General features: G+C 51.9%; 19 protein-coding genes and 1 pseudogene. 6 read left to right on the top strand and 14 right to left on the bottom strand.

Features of this window, described 5'->3' with window-relative positions:
- Window positions 1-137: 137 nt before the first annotated feature.
- Window positions 138-326: pseudogene (locus tag WH37_RS34890) on the top strand (2-thiouracil desulfurase family protein); the annotation flags it as partial.
- A 103-nt stretch (window positions 327-429) separates the two neighbouring features.
- On the top strand, window positions 430-945 hold the full coding sequence (gene msrA / locus WH37_RS20560) for a peptide-methionine (S)-S-oxide reductase MsrA (RefSeq protein WP_046232503.1): 516 nt from the start codon (window positions 430-432) through the stop codon (window positions 943-945).
- Window positions 946-1,067: 122 nt separating this feature from the next.
- Here the strand turns inward: msrA and WH37_RS20555 are convergent, their stop codons facing one another.
- The 9 genes from WH37_RS20555 to WH37_RS20515 all read right to left on the bottom strand — a co-directional run bounded on the left by WH37_RS20555 (window position 1,068) and on the right by WH37_RS20515 (window position 8,726).
- Complete coding sequence (locus tag WH37_RS20555; protein ID WP_231594301.1) at window positions 1,068-1,559, bottom strand: hypothetical protein; 492 nt, start codon at window positions 1,557-1,559, stop codon at window positions 1,068-1,070.
- Between the two features lie 73 nt (window positions 1,560-1,632).
- Complete coding sequence (locus WH37_RS20550; protein WP_046232502.1) at window positions 1,633-2,445, bottom strand: AAA family ATPase; 813 nt, start codon at window positions 2,443-2,445, stop codon at window positions 1,633-1,635.
- Window positions 2,446-2,529: 84 nt separating this feature from the next.
- Window positions 2,530-2,862: a DUF3024 domain-containing protein gene (locus WH37_RS20545; protein WP_046232501.1), complete on the bottom strand. Its 333-nt coding sequence runs from the start codon at window positions 2,860-2,862 to the stop codon at window positions 2,530-2,532.
- A gap of 54 nt (window positions 2,863-2,916) precedes the next feature.
- Window positions 2,917-3,186, bottom strand: a complete 270-nt coding sequence (gene rpsN / locus WH37_RS20540; RefSeq protein WP_046232500.1) for a 30S ribosomal protein S14 — start codon at window positions 3,184-3,186, stop codon at window positions 2,917-2,919.
- A gap of 166 nt (window positions 3,187-3,352) precedes the next feature.
- Window positions 3,353-4,579 (bottom strand): M20 metallopeptidase family protein, encoded by a 1,227-nt coding sequence (locus tag WH37_RS20535; RefSeq protein ID WP_046232499.1) that lies wholly within the window; start codon window positions 4,577-4,579, stop codon window positions 3,353-3,355.
- 154 nt (window positions 4,580-4,733) lie between these two features.
- Entirely contained in the window at window positions 4,734-5,969 is a 1,236-nt protein-coding gene (locus tag WH37_RS20530; RefSeq protein WP_046232498.1) for a beta-ketoacyl-[acyl-carrier-protein] synthase family protein, read from the bottom strand.
- Complete coding sequence (locus tag WH37_RS20525; RefSeq protein WP_046232497.1) at window positions 5,962-6,579, bottom strand: SRPBCC family protein; 618 nt, start codon at window positions 6,577-6,579, stop codon at window positions 5,962-5,964. The genes WH37_RS20530 and WH37_RS20525 overlap by 8 nt, the downstream gene beginning before the upstream one ends.
- Window positions 6,580-6,607: 28 nt before the next feature.
- Entirely contained in the window at window positions 6,608-7,918 is a 1,311-nt protein-coding gene (locus WH37_RS33830; RefSeq protein WP_052737107.1) for an NAD(P)/FAD-dependent oxidoreductase, read from the bottom strand.
- Complete coding sequence (locus WH37_RS20515) at window positions 7,911-8,726, bottom strand: methyltransferase domain-containing protein (protein WP_046232496.1); 816 nt, start codon at window positions 8,724-8,726, stop codon at window positions 7,911-7,913. The genes WH37_RS33830 and WH37_RS20515 overlap by 8 nt, the downstream gene beginning before the upstream one ends.
- Before the next feature lie 178 nt (window positions 8,727-8,904).
- Between WH37_RS20515 and WH37_RS20510 the strand changes: the two genes are divergently transcribed.
- A complete protein-coding gene (locus tag WH37_RS20510; RefSeq protein ID WP_046232495.1) occupies window positions 8,905-10,821 on the top strand; it encodes a glycosyl hydrolase family 18 protein in 1,917 nt (638 codons plus the stop codon).
- A 194-nt stretch (window positions 10,822-11,015) separates the two neighbouring features.
- On the opposite strand, the gene WH37_RS20505 is transcribed toward WH37_RS20510, so the two are convergent.
- On the bottom strand, window positions 11,016-12,158 hold the full coding sequence (locus WH37_RS20505; RefSeq protein WP_046232494.1) for a winged helix DNA-binding domain-containing protein: 1,143 nt from the start codon (window positions 12,156-12,158) through the stop codon (window positions 11,016-11,018).
- Between the two features lie 200 nt (window positions 12,159-12,358).
- On the opposite strand from WH37_RS20505, the gene WH37_RS20500 reads away from it, so the two are divergent.
- Window positions 12,359-13,147 (top strand): M15 family metallopeptidase, encoded by a 789-nt coding sequence (locus tag WH37_RS20500; RefSeq protein ID WP_082110928.1) that lies wholly within the window; start codon window positions 12,359-12,361, stop codon window positions 13,145-13,147.
- A 55-nt stretch (window positions 13,148-13,202) separates the two neighbouring features.
- Here WH37_RS20500 and WH37_RS20495 read toward each other — a convergent pair whose 3' ends face one another.
- Window positions 13,203-13,517 carry an ArsR/SmtB family transcription factor gene (locus WH37_RS20495; protein WP_046232618.1) on the bottom strand — a complete coding sequence of 105 codons (315 nt, stop codon included), beginning with the start codon at window positions 13,515-13,517 and terminating at the stop codon, window positions 13,203-13,205.
- A gap of 94 nt (window positions 13,518-13,611) precedes the next feature.
- On the opposite strand from WH37_RS20495, the gene WH37_RS36585 reads away from it, so the two are divergent.
- Window positions 13,612-13,749, top strand: coding sequence for a hypothetical protein (locus WH37_RS36585; protein ID WP_218158228.1), 138 nt, complete (start codon window positions 13,612-13,614; stop codon window positions 13,747-13,749).
- A 146-nt stretch (window positions 13,750-13,895) separates the two neighbouring features.
- On the top strand, window positions 13,896-14,243 hold the full coding sequence (locus WH37_RS20485) for a hypothetical protein (RefSeq protein WP_046232493.1): 348 nt from the start codon (window positions 13,896-13,898) through the stop codon (window positions 14,241-14,243).
- Window positions 14,244-14,429: 186 nt separating this feature from the next.
- Here the strand turns inward: WH37_RS20485 and WH37_RS20480 are convergent, their stop codons facing one another.
- The 3 genes from WH37_RS20480 to WH37_RS20470 are packed head-to-tail and all read right to left on the bottom strand — an operon-like array spanning window position 14,430 to window position 17,754.
- The gene (locus tag WH37_RS20480) at window positions 14,430-15,056 is read right to left on the bottom strand and encodes an RraA family protein (protein ID WP_046232616.1); all 627 of its coding nucleotides are present in this window, start codon (window positions 15,054-15,056) and stop codon (window positions 14,430-14,432) included.
- A gap of 29 nt (window positions 15,057-15,085) precedes the next feature.
- A complete protein-coding gene (locus WH37_RS20475) occupies window positions 15,086-16,402 on the bottom strand; it encodes an LLM class flavin-dependent oxidoreductase (protein WP_046232492.1) in 1,317 nt (438 codons plus the stop codon).
- Window positions 16,399-17,754, bottom strand: coding sequence for an LLM class flavin-dependent oxidoreductase (locus tag WH37_RS20470; RefSeq protein ID WP_046232491.1), 1,356 nt, complete (start codon window positions 17,752-17,754; stop codon window positions 16,399-16,401). The genes WH37_RS20475 and WH37_RS20470 overlap by 4 nt, the downstream gene beginning before the upstream one ends.
- Between the last annotated feature and the right edge of the window lie 17 nt (window positions 17,755-17,771).

Below are 17,771 nucleotides of genomic sequence, written 5' to 3'. Positions count from 1 at the left end.
ATGTAAGCTTACCTCCATATTTTCAAATGATACAAGATTACCTGCCTCATCGTACCTTAAGAAGCCATGAATGGTAATAGCCCTATCGAGCTATTGCACAGCAAAAAATGTGACAATAATAAGCCAAATCAGAGCTAGCGCTCGAATTAGAAGCCACAGTAGTCGTGCTTAAAGAGAACAGTCCTTCCTGCGGCAGTACAATGATTTACAATGGACAATTTTCGGGTGAAAAAATAGCGGGAAATGGCGTGACGACAGCGCTGCTCCGCCAGCATGGCATTAAGGTCATATCTGAAGATGGGCTGCACGCTCTGCTGCTCCCTTGACCATGAATGCAATCAGCATTGGCCGATCACAATTGACTTTTTCAAAAAGACAGGCTAACGTTTAGCCTATCAAATGTTTATAAGCGTCAAGGAGGAATACGTTATGCAATATGCAACATTCGCAGGCGGCTGTTTTTGGTGTATGGTTACCCCTTTCGAGGAGCTCCCAGGCATACATAGTATTGTATCTGGCTATATGGGTGGTCATCTGAAGGACCCTACTTATGAGCAGGTAAAAGCAGGAGAAACGGGACATGCTGAGGTTGTGCAAATTGCCTTCGATCCGCAGCTGTTCCCTTATGAGCGTCTGCTTGAGCTATATTGGCCGCAAATTGATCCAACGGACGCAGGTGGACAATTTCAAGATCGTGGCAGCCAGTACCGCACGGTGATTTTTTACCATAATGAAGAGCAGCACGCCCTGGCGCTCGCTTCCAAGCAGGAGCTGGAGAGCAGCGGACGCTTCGATAAATCGATCGCAACAGAAATTCGGGCGGCAGATACGTTTTATATGGCGGAGGAGTATCATCAAAACTTCCATAAAAAAAATCCAAAGCATTACAAAGAGGATCGCGAGCAATCTGGCCGCGACGAGTTTATTGAGCAAAAGTGGAAATAAAGCTTAACTTAGAAGAAAGAATACCAAACACCCCGTCAGGCGATTGCTGGCGGGGTGTTTGGCTTTACAGGTTTACATCCACACATCATACATTTTATATTGCAATGCAGATCTCTACCTCGCTAGCTCTTTGGCCGATGCTGCTCTTTAGCCACAGCTTGAGCACAGCGCAGCATCAGCAGGCAAAAGGATCGGTTATGCCCAATATAAAAAGAGGATAGGTCATAGCGGTTCCGAGCCGGCTCGAACGTTACGAGCAGGCGATGCTTCATTCGCTGTATCGCAAGCTGTATGAAACGCTCCGTCTGTTCGCAAGCCGGAAATGTAATATACGCATACAGTGAATGATCCTCCGGCTCATCAAGCACACTAACGCCAGCGCATGAAAATTCCGTCGGTATGCCCTGCTCCTTGAGCAGCGTGAGCGCAGGGAGCAGCTCCGCATCGATCGAGACATGCCCCAGCAGCAACGTTTGCTTCGGGTGCTTGGTTATTTTTTCACGCGCCAGCCAGCTCTGCAGTTCCCGCTCACGCCGCTGCCAGCGCTGCGCAGTATGCATGCTTATTACTTTTTCCGCTTCGCAAGCCATGCTCATACTTGTCTTATAAGACATTCTTCCTCACCATCCTTCTCTCCATATCGTATAAGCCGAGTCTCCCCTTCCCCATCGCCAAAAAACCTAACCACTACACCGCGATGATTTTCGGTTTATATTCGGTCAATGCCTCCTGAATATGAGACTGGAGCAGCGGGCTGCTCTCAATAATCGCTTTACGCTTTGCCTTGAGCACAATTTGCTCCATATCCGCAAAGCTGCACCCGGCAAGCAGACTGGCGGCCGTATCATAAATATGATCCTGCTGTTCAAAATCTCCAATTAACAACGATATATATTCGTACCTGCTGCTATCATCCGGCATGCCATAATGCATCTTCGTATCGAAGCGCCGCCATATCGCATTGTCCAGTTCCTCCTCCAAATTGGTTGCCGCAATAAAAATACTGTCGCAATCAAACTCGTCCAAGCACTGCAGCAGCGTATTAACGACGCGCGCCATTTCCTTCACTTCATCATTATTTTCACGGGTCCTTGCTATCGCATCGAACTCATCGAGAAATAGGACACAGGGGGTCGCTTTGGCATAATCAAATATTTTGCGGACATTGCTCGCCGTCTCCCCTAGATGACTGTGGATAATCGCATCGAGCCTAACCAAAATAAGCGGAACGTCCAGCCGCTGCGCGATGTAGAAGGCGGTCAATGTTTTCCCTGTACCTGGCGGCCCGTACATGACAACTTTGTTGGGAATCGGCACATCATGCTCTTCAAACTTTTCCTTCATGCCCATAATCGTGAAAAATTCTTCTACGATTTGCCGATTCATCGGCGGCAGCACGATGCGTTTCACCTTTTTCGCACAGTCTTTCGGGCTATAAAAGCTAGCCATATCTGTTCCCTTGGCCCTTGGAAGTCGGTGATTGCCTTGATTTTTGCTCATTTTGGTAAGACTCCTTCGTTTCATGTTACGCGCGAAAAGCCCGACATGTCAGTCGGGCCATTGTGCTAAATGGTGCCCATACGTTTAGGAAATCCAGAAGATGCCCTCCTGATCGATTTCAACCTGCTCCAGCTGCTGCTCGAAATGAGGGTTCGGTGCAATCGCGGATGCAGCTTTCCAGCCGCCATTGCTGTCTGTGGCATATACATGCCACTGGTTCTGCTTCCATTGGAACTGGACAATAGGTGCGCCTGTCCATTTTCGATTTTCAAAATCCGGAAGCTCCTCCGTCAAAGTGAGCCGATCGCCTTCCCACTCATAGGTCAAACGGACAGCTGACCGCACATCCGGGGGGATTTTGCGATGAATGTAGCCGTCCAATATTTTTTCCATTCTGCGAATCGTAAATGGGTCCATGTCCTCCCCCCTTCCGAACGAATTTTCATTTCCGTTTTTATTGGCTTATCTATGTTACCAGCTTGCTTTTTTGATGCCGGGAATTTGCCCTTTGTAGGCAAGCTCGCGAAAGGCGATCCGCGACACTTTAAATTTACGCAAGTAGCCATGCGGTCTGCCCGTCAGCTCGCAGCGGTGATGCAGCCGGGTTGGCGAAGCATCACGGGGCAGCTTGCTCAGTCCGATATAATCCTTGTTTTCCTTCAGCTGCTTGCGAAGCTCGGCATAACGCGCAACCGTCTCCTGTCGTTTTCTTTCCCTTACTACTTTCGATTTTTTAGCCATCCTTGTCGTCTTCCTTTCTTATTTGGAGAAGCAAATCGTTTGCTTCCCATTTTTGATAGAGGCTGTCTGATACAGACTGGTCCATATTAGTCTGCTTATTTTATTCGTAAACTTTACGATTTATTATAACGCATAGGCTTTGTTTTGGAAAGGGGGTATGAAAGCCTTACTGGCTCACATACTCCGCCCCCGCCTGCTGCACCCATTGCACGAACAATTTTGCCCCCTGCGTCAGCACCTCTTCATCCATATCAAATAAGGGATGATGCAGCGGATACACCGTTTCGGCTGACGGATTGGCGATGCCAATGAACGCGAATGCTCCCGGCACTTCCTGAACATACAGCGCAAAGTCCTCCCCAGCAAGGCTAGGCTTGTCCAAAATAACAACCTTATCGTCACCCAAGGCGATTCGCCCGGCCTGAACGGTCAGTTGAACGGCTGACGCATCATTCAGCAGCGGCGTTCCAAGCCGATATTGCGACGTATAGCTGCCTCCATAAGTGCTAGCGACGGCATCCGCTCTCTTTTCCAGCAACTGATGAATTTGCGAAGTCAGCTCCGGGTGAAAAACGCGATATGTGCCGCTCAGCTTGCTTTCTCCCGCAATCGCATTGATCGCAGTGCCAGCGTGCAAAGTACCGAAAGCAAACACCTTCGTTTCCCACGGGTCAATTTCCGCTGCAAGGGCGAATTTAACATCGGAAATAAATTGCACCGCCATCGACAGCGCGTCTACGGCCAAATGCGGCGTGCTGTGATGACCGTTCACTCCTTGAAAAGCGATATGGAAATGCGAGGATGCCGCCATCGCCTCCTTGCGATGAATGCCAACAACACCCGTAGGCAGCTCCGGCCATACATGTATTGCAAAGCAAAGGTCAACGCCTTCCAACACCCCAGCCTCGATCATATCTCGGCCTCCGCTTATCATCCGTCCATCAATTGGACTTGGAAGCGCACTTTCCTCCGCAGGCTGAAACACAAACTTGATCGTTCCAGACCATATATCTCGGTGCCGACTGAGCGCCTTTGCTGCTCCAAGCAGCATCGTCATATGGGCATCATGCCCACAGGCATGCATAGCCCCTTCGCTCGAGGAACGATAGGCGAACGTATTTCCCTCTGCAATCGCCAGAGCGTCCATATCTGCTCGCAGCACGATCGTAGGTCCCGGCTTGTCGCTGGTGAGAACGCCAACAACGCCTTTGCCAAAATGCTTGCCGACATCCTGCTGAACCTGCAAGCCCAATTCCGACAAATAGGCCGCTACCTTCTCTGCTGTTCGGTCCACCTCAAATAATACCTCGGGGTGCTTGTGAAAATCTCTGCGCAGCGCGATCAATTCCTCCCGCAACGTGTCTACATAGGAAAGCGCAGCTTGTGCATTCATAGAATAGCCTCCTTTATTTGAATTCTCTTTCATCCCCATCGACATACGCAAAAAAAGCGGAAGCATCCCATGGCTCAGGATGTTTCCGCTTGTACGGTCAACTATAATCTCAATAATAGGTATACCCTAGCCATAAGTCAATGCCCGGTACATTTTAATACTGGCGAAAAGCAAGCACGGCGTTGACTCCGCCGAAGCCGTAGGAGTTGGACACCGCAGCCGCGGACTTCACCGTACGCGGGTTTTTGACAACCAAATCCAGCTGCGCCTCCGGGTCTGGCTCGTCCAAATTCGTAGTTGGCGGCAGCCAGCCGTTGCGCAGCGCAAGCAGCGTAATCGCTGCCTCAATAGCGCCTGATGCACCAAGCGGATGTCCGTATAAGCCTTTCGTGCCGCTGACGGCTACTGGATGGTTGCCAAATACTTGGCGGATAACCCGCGATTCCGTCACATCATTGAGCAGCGTCGAAGAGCCGTGAGCATTGACGTAGCTAATGTCCTCCGGCGACATATCCGCGCTCGTCAGCGCTTGGCGCAAGGCACGTGCTGCCTGTGTACCGCATGGCAGCGGTGCGCTCATATGATGGGCATCGTTCGTTAGCCCGAAGCCTGCCAGCTCGCCATATATTTTCGCGCCTCGCGCCCTTGCATGATGCTCGGCTTCAATGACGAGCACGGCGCTGCCCTCCCCCATCACGAAGCCGTCGCGATTGCGGTCGAATGGCCGGCTTGCCACATCGGGCGACTCATTGCGGGTAGACATCGCCCGCAGCATGTCGAAGGCGCCGAAGGAGAGCGGCGCAAGCGGGGCTTCCGAGCCGCCCGCCATAATGACGTCCGCTTCGCCGCGCCGGATCGCTTGCAGCGCCCGGCCAATCGCGACGGCACCGGACGCGCAGGACATTGCGTTCGTCTCATTTAAGCCCGTCATGCCAAATTCCATGGCAAGATTGCACGAGGCTGCGCCGCCGAAGACGGAAAATCCGAGCGTCGGCGATACAGCACGAAAGCCGCCATGATGGTAGCGGCTGCATTGCTCTTCCGCATAAGCGATGCCGCCCAGCGCGCTGCCCATAAATACGCCCGCACGATCCGCATCGAGATCGGCGGGATTCAGTCCGGCGTCGCGCAGCGCCAGCGCGCCGCTGGCAACGGCAAGCTGCGAATAGCGGTCCATGCGATGCGCACGCTTTTTATCCATATAAAGCTCCGCCTGAAAATCTGGAATCTGTGCAGCTATTCGGCTGCGCAGCCCTTCCGGCACAAAACGCTCAATTTCTCTCACCGCGCTTTGCCCCCGCACTAGCCCTTCCCATAGCTGCTCCACGCCTGTGCCAATTGGCGTTACACAGCCTATTCCTGTTATGACCGCTTTAATCGCATTAGCCATTTCGCCCACCTGCCTCTCTTTGTTGAAAAATGGCTTGCTCTGCCGCTTCGCTTGCGAACTGCTCAGCTAACTGCTCTCTTAGAGCCTCCCATTGCAGGTCTGTCCATTGCCGGGAATCAGGGAGCTCTTCTTGTATGGCTTGTTTCTTGGCAGCAAGCGCGGCTTCGAGCTCTGCCTGCTGCTTCAAGCCTTGCAGCGTTCTCTCCGCAATGGCATAGACGAACCGATTGCCGATAAAACCGGCGAAAAGCCTGCGGCTCCATGGAGGAGAGTTCCAACGATGCACAATCGATACGGAAACCTTCTCTCCGGCCGGTACAATGCGCCACTCCACCTCCATTCCTTTCGTCACACCGCGTACATGACGGTAACCAACGATCAGCTCCTCCTCGTTCACCACCATTTCACTTTCCCACCAGACCGGCCACTGAAACCGTTTGAACGGCCGAACGGCGGCCATTCTCACGAGCCCTCCCCGCTCACTGCCGCCATAGCGAAACTGGATCTGGCGATAATGCGGGAGCAGCTGCGGCCAATTTTCGATTTTTCGCGCATATTGAAAGGCGGTTTGCGGCTCACAGCGCATCGTTACCTCGTTGTAGGTATGCATTTGTTTTCAGTCCTCCTTGTAAGTGCATCTATTTTAAGCAATCGCCAATCGCAGCCGCCAGACGGCTGCGGGCGGCAGGCAGCGAGCCAAGTCCGCGCAAAGCGGATTGCCACAGCCGTTCATGCCTGCTCGTCCATTCGATCAGCTTTTGCAGCCGAATAGCTGGTACGAAGCGGTTTTGCTGAATCGCTGCAAAGCGAGCGAGAGGCGCATCGCTGCCGATCTGCAGCGCTTGCAGCAGCAGCGGCGCAGCAAGCTCAGCACTGCTGAGCGCACGGTAAATGCCCTGGCCTGTCAGCGGATCGTAATAACCCGCGGCATCGCCTATAAGCAGCAGCCCTGCTTGCTGCGTTGCCCGCACCCGTCGATCAAATGGTCCGCAGGCGAGCACCTCGCCTGTGCAAGCCGCATTCTGCAAGCGCTCCGCCAGCTCGGGCAGCTCGCCCGCCTTTCCAAGCAGCCACGCGCCGCGCCCCTCCTTGCTTGCAGCAAAAGGAGCCCTGTTATCCGCTGCAGCAGGAGCAGAGGCAGAAGCACTTTCCTTTGCATCCATGTTGAGCGATGCGGCTTCCAGCATCGAAGCTGCTGCATCAGTACGACTAGCATCTTTCTTACCAGCTGCGCTCGCTTTAAAGTCTGCAGCTAAAGCTGCTGCACTTCCGCCTCCCGATAGCTGCGCCAGCGTCATATTTGCTTCACCGCCGCCAATCGGCGCAAGCCCAACAACGACGCCGCGCCCGGTGAACAGCTCGACGCGGGGCTGCAAATCCCGCACGCCGCTCACCCGCGCCGTGAACGCTGTTTTGCGCAGCGGCCCGAAGCTGCTCAGCCCGGCACAGCGGGCCACTGCCGAGCGAATGCCATCCGCGCCAATGACGAGGCGCGCCCGAAATTCCGCTGCTTGCCCTGACGCGGAATAAGCCACAACGCCTGCCACTCGGCCCTGCTCCCAAATGAGACGCTGCACCCGCATTTGTTCAACGACTTGCGCACCAGCCTCGCAAGCATGCAGCGCAAGCGCATAATCCAGCTTTTCGCGGGCGCAGGCCATTCCAAATTGGCCTGCGGGGAAAGACGCCAGCAGCTCCGCCTTCCCGCTTGTCAGCCGCCAGCCATGGATGAGCGAATGCTCCATGCTGCTGCGGATCGCGGCGAATTTACCGGCAGGCAGCACACGCGCAAGCGCGGCGACTGCACCAGGATTCAGCGACTCGCCGCAGGGCTTGCGCCGCGGAAGCAATTCGCGCTCCAGCAGCAGCACCTTTACACCTTGGGCAGCTAGCAGTGCTGCCAGTACGCTGCCGGCTGGTCCTGCACCGACAATGATGACATCATGCATGGCATACAAGCGCCAGGCGAAAAGGAAAATGCCGATGCACAACGGCGGGTACGCCTGCCTGTGCAAGCAGTTCCTTCGCTTCGCCCGCTGTATAGGAGCGCTGGACGGACATTGGCCCATCGTGCTTCGTCACCGGGCTGCGCCAGATGAATTTCGCGAGCATCCGCGCGGACAGCAGGGCAAGCCGGTGCCGCTCCAAATCGGTTACAACCCAGCCGACCCGCGCTACCCGGTCGATTTCCCCCAGCATGCGGCTCGCTTCCCCGTCATCTAAATGATGCAGCGCCAAATTGCTAAAGACGATGTCAAAGCTGTTATCCTCGAAGGGCAAAGCAGTTCCATCGGCTTGCAGCACCTGAATGGCGGTTTGATGAGCGGTTCGTTTTGCCGCAAGCTCCACCATTTTAGGATGGATATCGACACCGACAATTTCTACCGCCATACCGCGCCTGCTGCACCATTTTTCCAATGCGATCGGGATATCCGCTAGCCCTGTAGCCACATCGAGCAGCTTTATTTTCACCCTATCGCCTTGCCCTGTCCCGGTCCTTGCCTTCTGTTTTCCCTGCGTACCCTGCACCGCTCCTGCTCCTTGCTCCAGTCCGGCGTCCTGCTCAAATTTCAGCTCCAGCTCCTGTGCCCGCCGCGCGATAGCTGTCTGCCTGAGCAGCCGCTCCAAATGCTTGAACAGTACCGGATTGCCGCCCAAATAGCGGTTAACCTGCCACACCTCAGCGAGACTCCTCTCCAGCTCCTCCAGCTCCACCTCATCCTCGTCGAGTTTTTCCTTCGCATACAGCCGCTTCATAGCGGTCACCTCCTGCTTTGCTGTCCTTATTGTTATTGTTTTCCACCTTTTTTATCCGTCCAAGCTTATATTTATTTCATTTTTTTACCTCATGGAATAAGATAGCCGCCTTCGCAACCTCTAGCCGCCTATTGCGTCTAATAGAGTAGAAAACATAGAGGAGAGTGATAGAACGCTTATGAAATTCAAAATGAGAAAGCTGACCGCTTTGCTGGTGCTGCTTATGCTGAGCCAGGCTTTTGCGGCGGGAGGCAGCATGGCCGCAAGCTCTGCAACCAAGTACCGGGTATATCAGAACGATGCGGCGCTCAAGGAATTTGTAACCGAGAAGCAGGCGATTGCCTATGCCCAGAGCTTTACCTATAGCCATGTCGAGCAAATATCAGGCCGGGTGTGGGTTTGGGACAATTTCCCGAGGTATAAGGTATATCAAGGCGGCGCCTCCAATCCCAAATGGGAATATCGCACCTATGAACAAGCGCAGGCCGCAGCGAAACAGCTAGGTCAAGTACATATTCGAGATTTGCAGCAGCCGGGCTGGGTGTACGAATCTTATGCCAAATTCCAGCTCTATCAAGGCGAAAATACGAAAAGCAGCTGGGGCTTCGCTACCCTTGCAGCCGCTAAGAAAGAAGCCGCCAATTGGGGCAATGCCCATATTATTAAACGTTCCACGAATGAGTGGGTATGGGACAATGTGACAGCTGCACAAAAGAAACAACAGCGTGCAGGCAAAGCCGTATACACGATAACAAAGGATGGCGGGCAAATTTCCGGCACCAAAACATACGCTTACCTCTATGACGCTGTACAAGCAGCAGCCAAGCAGGCCGGCAGCGAAGTGACCAATACTGCGAAAGGCAAGGTTGTCTTCTCAAACGTACGCAGCTATGAAGTGCAGCAAAATGGCAAAACCGTCAAAGCTTTTATTAGTATTGAAGCGGCGATACCATTTGCCAAAAAATATGCGGGCGCCGATGTCGTTTACAATAACGTCGTCTGGTGGACCAACAAGCCTTATTTATCCGTTTATCAAAGCGATAAAATCATTAAAAGCGTACACACCAGAGAATCCGCAGTGACGCTCGCCAAAAGCTACGCGAACGCCACCGTTCGAAATGCGGATGGAAGAGCATTATGGAGCAATGTGACGAAGCTGATTTATATGGGCTGGAATGGATCTTCGAACAGCCAGACGATTTTGGGGCATGTTGCGGGGACACAAGGACTCGATATTGATTCTCCGACTTGGTTCGAGCTAGGCGATGCGAGCGGCAAGCTGAACGATATGTCGGATGCGGCGACCGCCAGCACCTTGAAGGCGCAGGGCGTTCTCGTCATGCCGCTCCTGCACAACCAGTTTGATAGAAAGATGACGAGCGCCTTTCTTGCCGATCCGGCAGCGCAGGCAGCTTTCATTAACAGTCTCGTCGCCAAGCTGGAGTCGCTTCGTGTTTATGGCCTCAATATTGATTTTGAAGAGGTAGCTGGGGCAGACCGGGCAAGCTATACTGCTTTTGTTAAAGCACTCACGAAAGCTGTTCATGCCAAAGGAATGAAAGTATCCATCGACCTGCCGCGCGGCAGCGCCAGCTGGAATCAGTCAACGGCATATGACCACACTGCACTAGCTGGCATCGTCGATACGATTATTATTATGGCGTATGACGAGCACTGGAGCACAGGCCCGGAAGCAGGCTCCGTTTCCAGCCTGGCGTGGGCCGAAGAGGGAGTCAAGCAGTTTCTCGACTACGGCATTCCCCGCAAAAAGCTGATGCTCGGCATTCCTTTCTACGTTCGCGAATGGAAGCTCGACAGTGCTGGTGCCCTTATTAGCAATCGCGCGATTTATATGAAGGAAGTGCCGCAGCTCATTAAAGATACGAACGCTGTAGGTACGCCGGATGTAGCATCCGGTCAAACGAAATACACGTATGTAAAAGATGGTTTTACCTATGTATTCTGGGCAGAGACCGCTTCTACCGTGCAGGCACGCATCAATATGGCGAAAAAATATGATCTCGCAGGAGTTGCAGCGTGGCGCCTTGGCTACGAAAGCGCCGATCTATGGACGATGATGCTGCGCTTGAAATAAGTGCCTGCAAGTACAGTATGATCAAGAACTTATAATAAATCATTTATTCTATAGGAAAAGAAAACAGGCTGCCGTTTGGCAAGCCTGTTTTCTTTTCCTATTTCTTTTCCCAAAAAATTCATTTGAACAATGGTCCCAGTCGGTAAGCTTCCTCTAAGCTTCCTCATGAGCCTGTCAGGAAGCTCCATTTTAACTTACTTAACCGCCTGCTCGAAAACCAGCTTCGTCAGCGGCAGCTCCATGAATTTCGCGCAAGCTTCTGCCCTTTGCTCGATTTCCTCCTCGAAGCCATCAAGCCGTTCAAAGGGATGAATGACGACATCGATCCCCTTCTTCTTAACCGTTCGTTTCCAAGTACCGACGACTTGTCCATTTACCACAACCATGGGAAGAAAAACACCATTATTCCCAGGAACAATTCGCGGTGCAATTTCAGGCTTCAGAACGGCGCCGCGTTCCTTGTAACCTAAAATATACTCATCAAAGCCCGGCAGCAAATAAACGGCTGACGCTTTGCCCTGTTGCTGCTCCTCCTTCGAATGCTCCTCTTTCCGCTGCCCCGTCCAAGCACCGTCTGTCTGCTTCCCCATCCAGTAGTCGCTGCCGTCCATTCGCTCTGTATCCAGCTTGCCTTTTATAGCTTCAAGCCCTTCTCTTGCATCCGCAAGCGTCATGCCTGTCCACCAAGCAAAATCATGAACGGTAGCAGGTCCATGAGCGTTAAAATATCGCAAAGCGAGCTTCGCAAGCGCATCTTCACGCGTCAATTTCTGTGCATCCGTCGCCCATTCATCTAGCAAAACGAACGTTTGCTGCTTGCCGCTTATCGGTCCAAAGCAAATCAGTCCTTTATAGGCGCTATGCCATAAAATATGATAACCCCGCTGGCTATCCGTGCGTATGCCCGCCCGCTCCAACTGTTCTAGCAATTCTCCGCGGGTCACCTGCGCTCCTCCTTGCAGCATATTGCGAATCAAGCTTTCGCTGCGCTCAAGCGTTGAGTCATCTAGCTCCAGCTGCTCCCTCCGCCGCTTTGACTGCTGAAGCAAGCGCGGGGCAGCAAGTGACAATCGCCATAATACATCCTCTGTTGGCACAAAATGAATCGTTCCGCGCTGCGTCCAGGTCAGTACCATCTCGCGGCCTTTTATGCTCTGCTCAACCTTGGACAGCGTCGCTCCAGGCGAGCGCAGGCCAATAGCCCACATCGCCTGCATATAATCCTGAGCCTGCACAGCACCGAGCTGCTGGACAACCTGACTAGGCGACCAATTGCTTTCAACTGATGATACCCCTTGATTTTGCAGGCGAAGTCCTGCTATCCTGTCTATGTTCATTCGGCACCTCTCTTACACAAAATATGTACATTTATGCTTTCATTTTATCACAGGGCACGAGCGCCGTTTCAGCTTGACGGAAACAATCCCTCCTTCCAAAGCTAAAAATGTTACAATTTTGATACATTTTCAATATTTTTCGAAACAATTGCCCGTTATAATTCGTCATAGGGATCACACTTAAGGAGGCGTTTTTAAACATGAGTATGAAAAGAACAGGACAGGCTTTGACGGTTCTGTTGCTGCTGTTTGCCTTTGGCTGCTCTGGCGCACAGGAAACCGTATCGCCTATAGCAAGCCAATCGCCAACGAACAACACGAATACCGACGATGCTGGAGAAACGGGAGATACCGCCGTTCAGGAAACATCCGGTACCATTGACGATTTGCTTGTCGTAGCAAACCCCACTGCAGCCGTCGTTCTCGTAAACAAGCAATACAGCTTGCCGGAAGGCTATGAGCCGCAGGATTTGGTATATCCTGATGTGGCGTTCACCTTCACTGAGAAAATAGACAAGCGCATGCTGCGCAAGGAAGCGGCTGACGCTTTGGAGCAATTATTCGCCGGAGCATCTGGTGATGGCATTCAGCTGGCTGGCGTTTCCGGCTATCGTTCCTATGATCGCCAGAAAACACTGTTCGACAATTATGTAAAAAAAGATGGCGAAGAAGCCGCTCGAATGTACAGCGCTTTTCCAGGTACGAGTGAGCACCAGACCGGCCTTGCGATTGATGTTACGGGTGCGGATGGCAAATGTGCTGCCGAGGATTGTTTTGCGGCTACGCCAGAAGCAGGTTGGCTGGCTGATCATGCATGGGAATATGGCTACATTATTCGTTATCCCGAGGGCAAAGACAGCATCACCGGCTACAAATATGAGCCTTGGCACATTCGCTACGTCGGCAAGGAGCTTGCTAAAGAGCTGAACGAGCGCGATATTACGCTTGATGAATATTACAGTGCGGTTCCGGTATCCGAGAAGCGCTAATAAGACTAAAAAAAGCGGCCAAGCGGCCGCTTTTTTATTTCCCCCTCAAATTCTCTCAAATATACCGCTCGTCCGTTGCCAGAATGGAATCGAGCAGCCCTGGAAAACATAAGTCGAGGTTATCCCGGCGAATCGAATAATAATGCTGCTTGCCTTCAATTCGCGGCTGAATGATTCCTCCTTCACGCAATATTTTGACATGATGCGACAACGTCGATTTGGACAGATGCTCCACCTCAAAAGAAGAGCAGTTTTTCTCTCCTGTCCGGGCGAGACATAAAACAATTTTAAGCCGCACAGGGTCGCTCAGCGCGTGAAGCACCGTTGTGAGCTTCATTTCATTGGCTTCTGGTACTCTCATCATTCTCATACTGCCCAACGTACCATATCCTGCGGGATGTTTCAATGCCGATTTCATTCAAAGGATTCCTTGCATTCCATATGCACAAGGATTAGGAGCTATAATGATGACCAACACGACACACACAGCTGTTTTAGACGATTATTTCCAACTTTTTGACGCCTCCCGTACGGAGAAGCTGCTGGTTCTCTTCACACCTGATGTAGAGATTATTTTAAATGGCACGAAACGTACAGGATGACAAAAGCACTTTTAAAAAATAAGAATAAGCAAACCAATTAGCCCAGACCCACATCATAAATTTCACAATTGCCTCCTTTAAAAAATCTTTCCCTTGGGCAACATATAAGCGCAATGGAATATTTGAATGAAAGGAGCTGCAAAAGCATGCTGCTCGTTTATGCTGTCGCCCTACTCCTTGGAGGACTATTCGCGGTGAATGCCGTCTTTGCTTATCAGAGCAAGCATATTGACCCCGTTTTCTGGGCCACGATCTGGTATCAGTTCAAGCTGCTGCCCATCATTTTTGCTGCAAATGTAATGATCGGATTTGGCGTCAAGTTTATGTATAAAGGGTTTGGTAATTTGACCTTTGCCCTCACCTTGTCGAAAGGCATCGAAATTTTGGTTTGTGTCATCATTGGCATGATGTTTTTGCGGGAAATGCCGAACTGGAAAACGATTGCCGGACTCGCCATCGTCGTGCTGGGCTTCTGGATTACGAAGCTCAAATGAGCGCTTTCACAAGCATTACTGGAGGAAAAAGCAAACGGCCTAAAGCCGCCCCCGATACAGTAGGCATCAGCTTTAGACTGTTTATTTTTATAAATTTTCCATTACAAATTCTTGTGCTATTTCGAGTACATGCGCTACTGCATTTTTCGATTCGGCTCTGCTCATTAGCCTTATCCGCGCATCCTATCAGCTCTTACTGATACCCAGTACTTTGTCTAGATAACGCAGCGCTGCCTCTTTATTGCCCGATACATCCAGTTCCCGCTGCTGATCCTGAGCGATCTTTCCTCTTGCTTCTTCTGCTACTTGCTGCTCTCTGCCTTGCGGCACGACAACAACCCCATCAACATCACCGATAATCACGTCGCCCGGATGAACGCTCACTCCTCCGGCCGATATTGGAACATTCGTCTTCCCACCACCATATTTACTGCTTGCTGCAATTGTCGTGCCGCGGGTGAATATTGGAAAGTTCAGTGTCCTGATCCCTTCAACATCGCGAATGACGCCATCCACTACAATACCCTGCAATCCCACTGCCCTTGCTAATCCAACTATAAAATCCCCAGCCACTGCGCGCGTAGTATCGCCCTTCGCATCAATAACGAGAACATCGCCAGGACTTGCCTCTCTTATTGCTTGAAGCACAGTCAGATTGTCCCCTACTGGAATCGTTACTGTGAAGGCTCTCCCGGCAATTCTGTCCTGCTCCTGCATCGGTTTAATATTATAATTCAAATTGGTTAGTCCACCCAGAACATCTGAAATGCTGGTCGTTGGAAGCTCCTTAAATAGTTCGTTTATATTCAAAATGGAATAACCCCCCAATTAATCACTTAATATTACAGAACAAGAGTATGGCGATTAACAGGGATAGGCAACCCCAGATTCTCGCGCAGCGTGCTCCCCTCGTATTCTGTTCGAAACAGTCCCCTGCTTTGAAGCTCCGGAATAACTCCGTCTACAAAATCATCCAGCCCGCCTGTCACATAAGGGGGCATAATGTTAAACCCGTCAGCAGCATAACCGTCAAACCATTGCTGAATATGATCTGCTATTTGCAGCGGGGTACCGACTGCTATGCGATGGCCGCGCGCTCCGGCTACCTCCCTGTAAAGCTGGCGGAGCGTCAGCCCTTCCTTGCGAGCAAGCTTCAATAGCAGCTGAGGCCGACTTTTGCGACCGCTGGATTCAGGAATGTCAGGAACGGGCTCATCCAGCGAGAAGGTTCTCATATCATATTGAAATCTCTCCGTTAAGGAGTCATAAGCGAAGGAGTCATCGATAAAGCTTTGCAAATATTCATATTTCTCCTTCGCTTCCCGCTCCGTCGCTCCAATGACCGGAAGCAGTCCTGGCAAAATATGAAGATGCTCCGGCAGACGACCATACTGCGGCAATCTGCCTTTCAGCTCGGCATAAAACTGTTGTGCATCCTCTAGCGACTGCTGCGCCGTGAAGACGACTTCCCCGATCTGCGCAGCCAGATCCTGCCCGCTATCAGAAGAACCCGCCTGAATAATGACCGGATGCCCTTGCGGACTCTGTGTCACATTGAGCGGTCCCTTCACGGAGAAAAATCGGCCTTCATGGTTCAGCTCATGCAGCTTCTCTTTCGCGATATATTCACCAGTCGCCTTGTTCACAACATAAGGCTGCTGCTCCCAGCTGTCCCACAGTCCTTTTACAACTTCGACAAATTCAGCTGCCCGCTCATAACGAAGGCTATGATCAAGATGCTCCCTGGCAGAATAGTTTTTCGCAGCCGCAAGCGTAGAGGTCGTCACTACGTTCCACGCCGCACGTCCGTGGCTTAATTGATCAACAGACGCCAACAATCGCGCAATATTGAAGGGCTCATTGTAGGTCGTTGATGCTGTAACCGCAAGCCCAATACGGCTAGTAACCGTAGATAAAGCAGCAAGCAGTGTAATTGGCTCAAATCGTGCCACGACGGACGCCGGAGCGTCAGCGGAGGTGGTCAAGCCATCCGCGAGGAAGACCATATCCATCTTCGCACGCTCGGCTGTTTGGGCCAGCTCCTTAATTAATTCGAAGTTCTCGCTCCCTGATTGCGCATCTGCATGCCGCCAGCCTGCGATATGATGCCCGGCAGCTTGAATAAACAAACCTAGCTTCAGCTGTCTCCCCTTACTCATAGCTGATGAATTCCTCCCGCTTCAAAAGTTTTGCGGGCAAACTGATTGACCGGGCGGCTTAAACCCAGATTCTCCCTCAATGTTCTGCCCTTGTATTCCGTGTGGAACAAGCCTCTTCGCTGCAGCTCAGGCACGACAAGACGTGCAAAATCCTCAAGCCCAGTCGGCAGCTGCTGCGGCCTAATTACGAAGCCGTCACAGGCTGCTTTCGTAAACCATTCCTCCATTTCATCGGCAACCTGAACAGCCGTTCCTGCAAAGGTGCGATGTCCATTGCCTCCTGATGCCCGCTCAATCAACTGACGAATCGTCAGCTGCTCGGACTCTATCATATTTTTCATCAGCTCGAATCGGCTTCTGTTCTCGTTAATCGTGGCCGGATCAGGCAGCTGTGGTACGGGCCCATCCAGTGGATAGGAGAACAGATCTACCTTCAACCGGCTCGATAACCGCTTAAGCCCAAGCTCTGGAATAATCGACTCGCGCAGCTCAGCCTCCTTCTCTTTTGCCTCAGCCTCCGTAGCCCCCACAATTAAGCTGAATCCCGGCACAATTTTGACCTCCTCCGGATCACGGCCGTATTTGGCAACTCTCGATTTCACGTCAGCATAGAAGGTCTGCGCGTCCTTCAACGTTTGCTGAGCCGTATAGATCAGCTCGCCTGTGCGGGCGGCCAATTCCTTTCCATCCTCGGATGAGCCAGCCTGAGCCAATACTGGATAACCCTGCGGCGGACGGGGCAAATTGAGCGGGCCTTCCACGGAGAAATTGTCGCTTTTGTGCTTGATTGCATGAATTTTGTCCGGGTCGGCATACAAGCCGTCAGCCTTATTAAATAGCAGGGCGTCATCCTCCCAGCTATCCCAAAGCTTGGTCGTCAGTTCGACGAACTCCAGAGCGCGATTATACCGCTCAGTGTGTTCGAAATTCTGCTCCCTGCTGAAATTCAAATGGGTATTGCCAATGCCTGTCGTAACGATATTCCAACCCGCGCGCCCGCCGCTCAAGTGGTCCAGCGAAGCAAACAGTCGAGCGGTATGGAAGGGCTCCGTATAGGATGTCGATACCGTTGCCACCAGCCCGATACGCTCCGTTACCGCTGCTAAAGCGACCAATAAGGTATAGGGCTCAAGCCGGCTTAACGCCTGATGCTTGACCTTCTCCCCCAGCTCATACGCATCCGCCAGAAACACCGTATGAAACTTTGCCTGCTCGGCAATCAATGCCATCTTCTTGTATAATGCCAGACTGGTAACACCCTCCGGCTCCGCCAAAGGATGCCGCCATGCCGTTTCATGAAAACCTGTACTGTTCATAAAAAAATTCAAAATCATTTGACGGTTATTGCCCATTCTTGCTCACCTCATCG

This window comes from Paenibacillus algorifonticola (assembly GCF_000971975.1).
GTDB lineage: Bacteria > Bacillota > Bacilli > Paenibacillales > Paenibacillaceae > Pristimantibacillus > Pristimantibacillus algorifonticola.
The sequence above is the reverse complement of the archived record's forward strand: the minus strand, read 5'-3'. Positions and strand labels throughout refer to the sequence as shown.

Coding starts and splice junctions, on each gene's coding strand:
- msrA (WP_046232503.1), top strand. CDS start 430: ATGCAATATGCAACATTCGCAGGCGGCTGTTTTTGGTGTATGGTTACC.
- WH37_RS20510 (WP_046232495.1), top strand. CDS start 8,905: ATGAAATTCAAAATGAGAAAGCTGACCGCTTTGCTGGTGCTGCTTATG.
- WH37_RS20515 (WP_046232496.1), bottom strand. CDS start 8,726: ATGAAGCGGCTGTATGCGAAGGAAAAACTCGACGAGGATGAGGTGGAG.
- WH37_RS20525 (WP_046232497.1), bottom strand. CDS start 6,579: ATGCATACCTACAACGAGGTAACGATGCGCTGTGAGCCGCAAACCGCC.
- WH37_RS20475 (WP_046232492.1), bottom strand. CDS start 16,402: ATGAGTAAGGGGAGACAGCTGAAGCTAGGTTTGTTTATTCAAGCTGCC.
- WH37_RS33830 (WP_052737107.1), bottom strand. CDS start 7,918: ATGCATGATGTCATCATTGTCGGTGCAGGACCAGCCGGCAGCGTACTG.
- WH37_RS36585 (WP_218158228.1), top strand. CDS start 13,612: ATGATGACCAACACGACACACACAGCTGTTTTAGACGATTATTTCCAA.
- WH37_RS20545 (WP_046232501.1), bottom strand. CDS start 2,862: ATGGACCCATTTACGATTCGCAGAATGGAAAAAATATTGGACGGCTAC.
- WH37_RS20550 (WP_046232502.1), bottom strand. CDS start 2,445: ATGAGCAAAAATCAAGGCAATCACCGACTTCCAAGGGCCAAGGGAACA.
- WH37_RS20535 (WP_046232499.1), bottom strand. CDS start 4,579: ATGAATGCACAAGCTGCGCTTTCCTATGTAGACACGTTGCGGGAGGAA.
- WH37_RS20555 (WP_231594301.1), bottom strand. CDS start 1,559: ATGTCTTATAAGACAAGTATGAGCATGGCTTGCGAAGCGGAAAAAGTA.
- rpsN (WP_046232500.1), bottom strand. CDS start 3,186: ATGGCTAAAAAATCGAAAGTAGTAAGGGAAAGAAAACGACAGGAGACG.
- WH37_RS20530 (WP_046232498.1), bottom strand. CDS start 5,969: ATGGCTAATGCGATTAAAGCGGTCATAACAGGAATAGGCTGTGTAACG.
- WH37_RS20485 (WP_046232493.1), top strand. CDS start 13,896: ATGCTGCTCGTTTATGCTGTCGCCCTACTCCTTGGAGGACTATTCGCG.
- WH37_RS20505 (WP_046232494.1), bottom strand. CDS start 12,158: ATGAACATAGACAGGATAGCAGGACTTCGCCTGCAAAATCAAGGGGTA.
- WH37_RS20470 (WP_046232491.1), bottom strand. CDS start 17,754: ATGGGCAATAACCGTCAAATGATTTTGAATTTTTTTATGAACAGTACA.
- WH37_RS20495 (WP_046232618.1), bottom strand. CDS start 13,517: ATGAGAATGATGAGAGTACCAGAAGCCAATGAAATGAAGCTCACAACG.
- WH37_RS20500 (WP_082110928.1), top strand. CDS start 12,359: ATGAGTATGAAAAGAACAGGACAGGCTTTGACGGTTCTGTTGCTGCTG.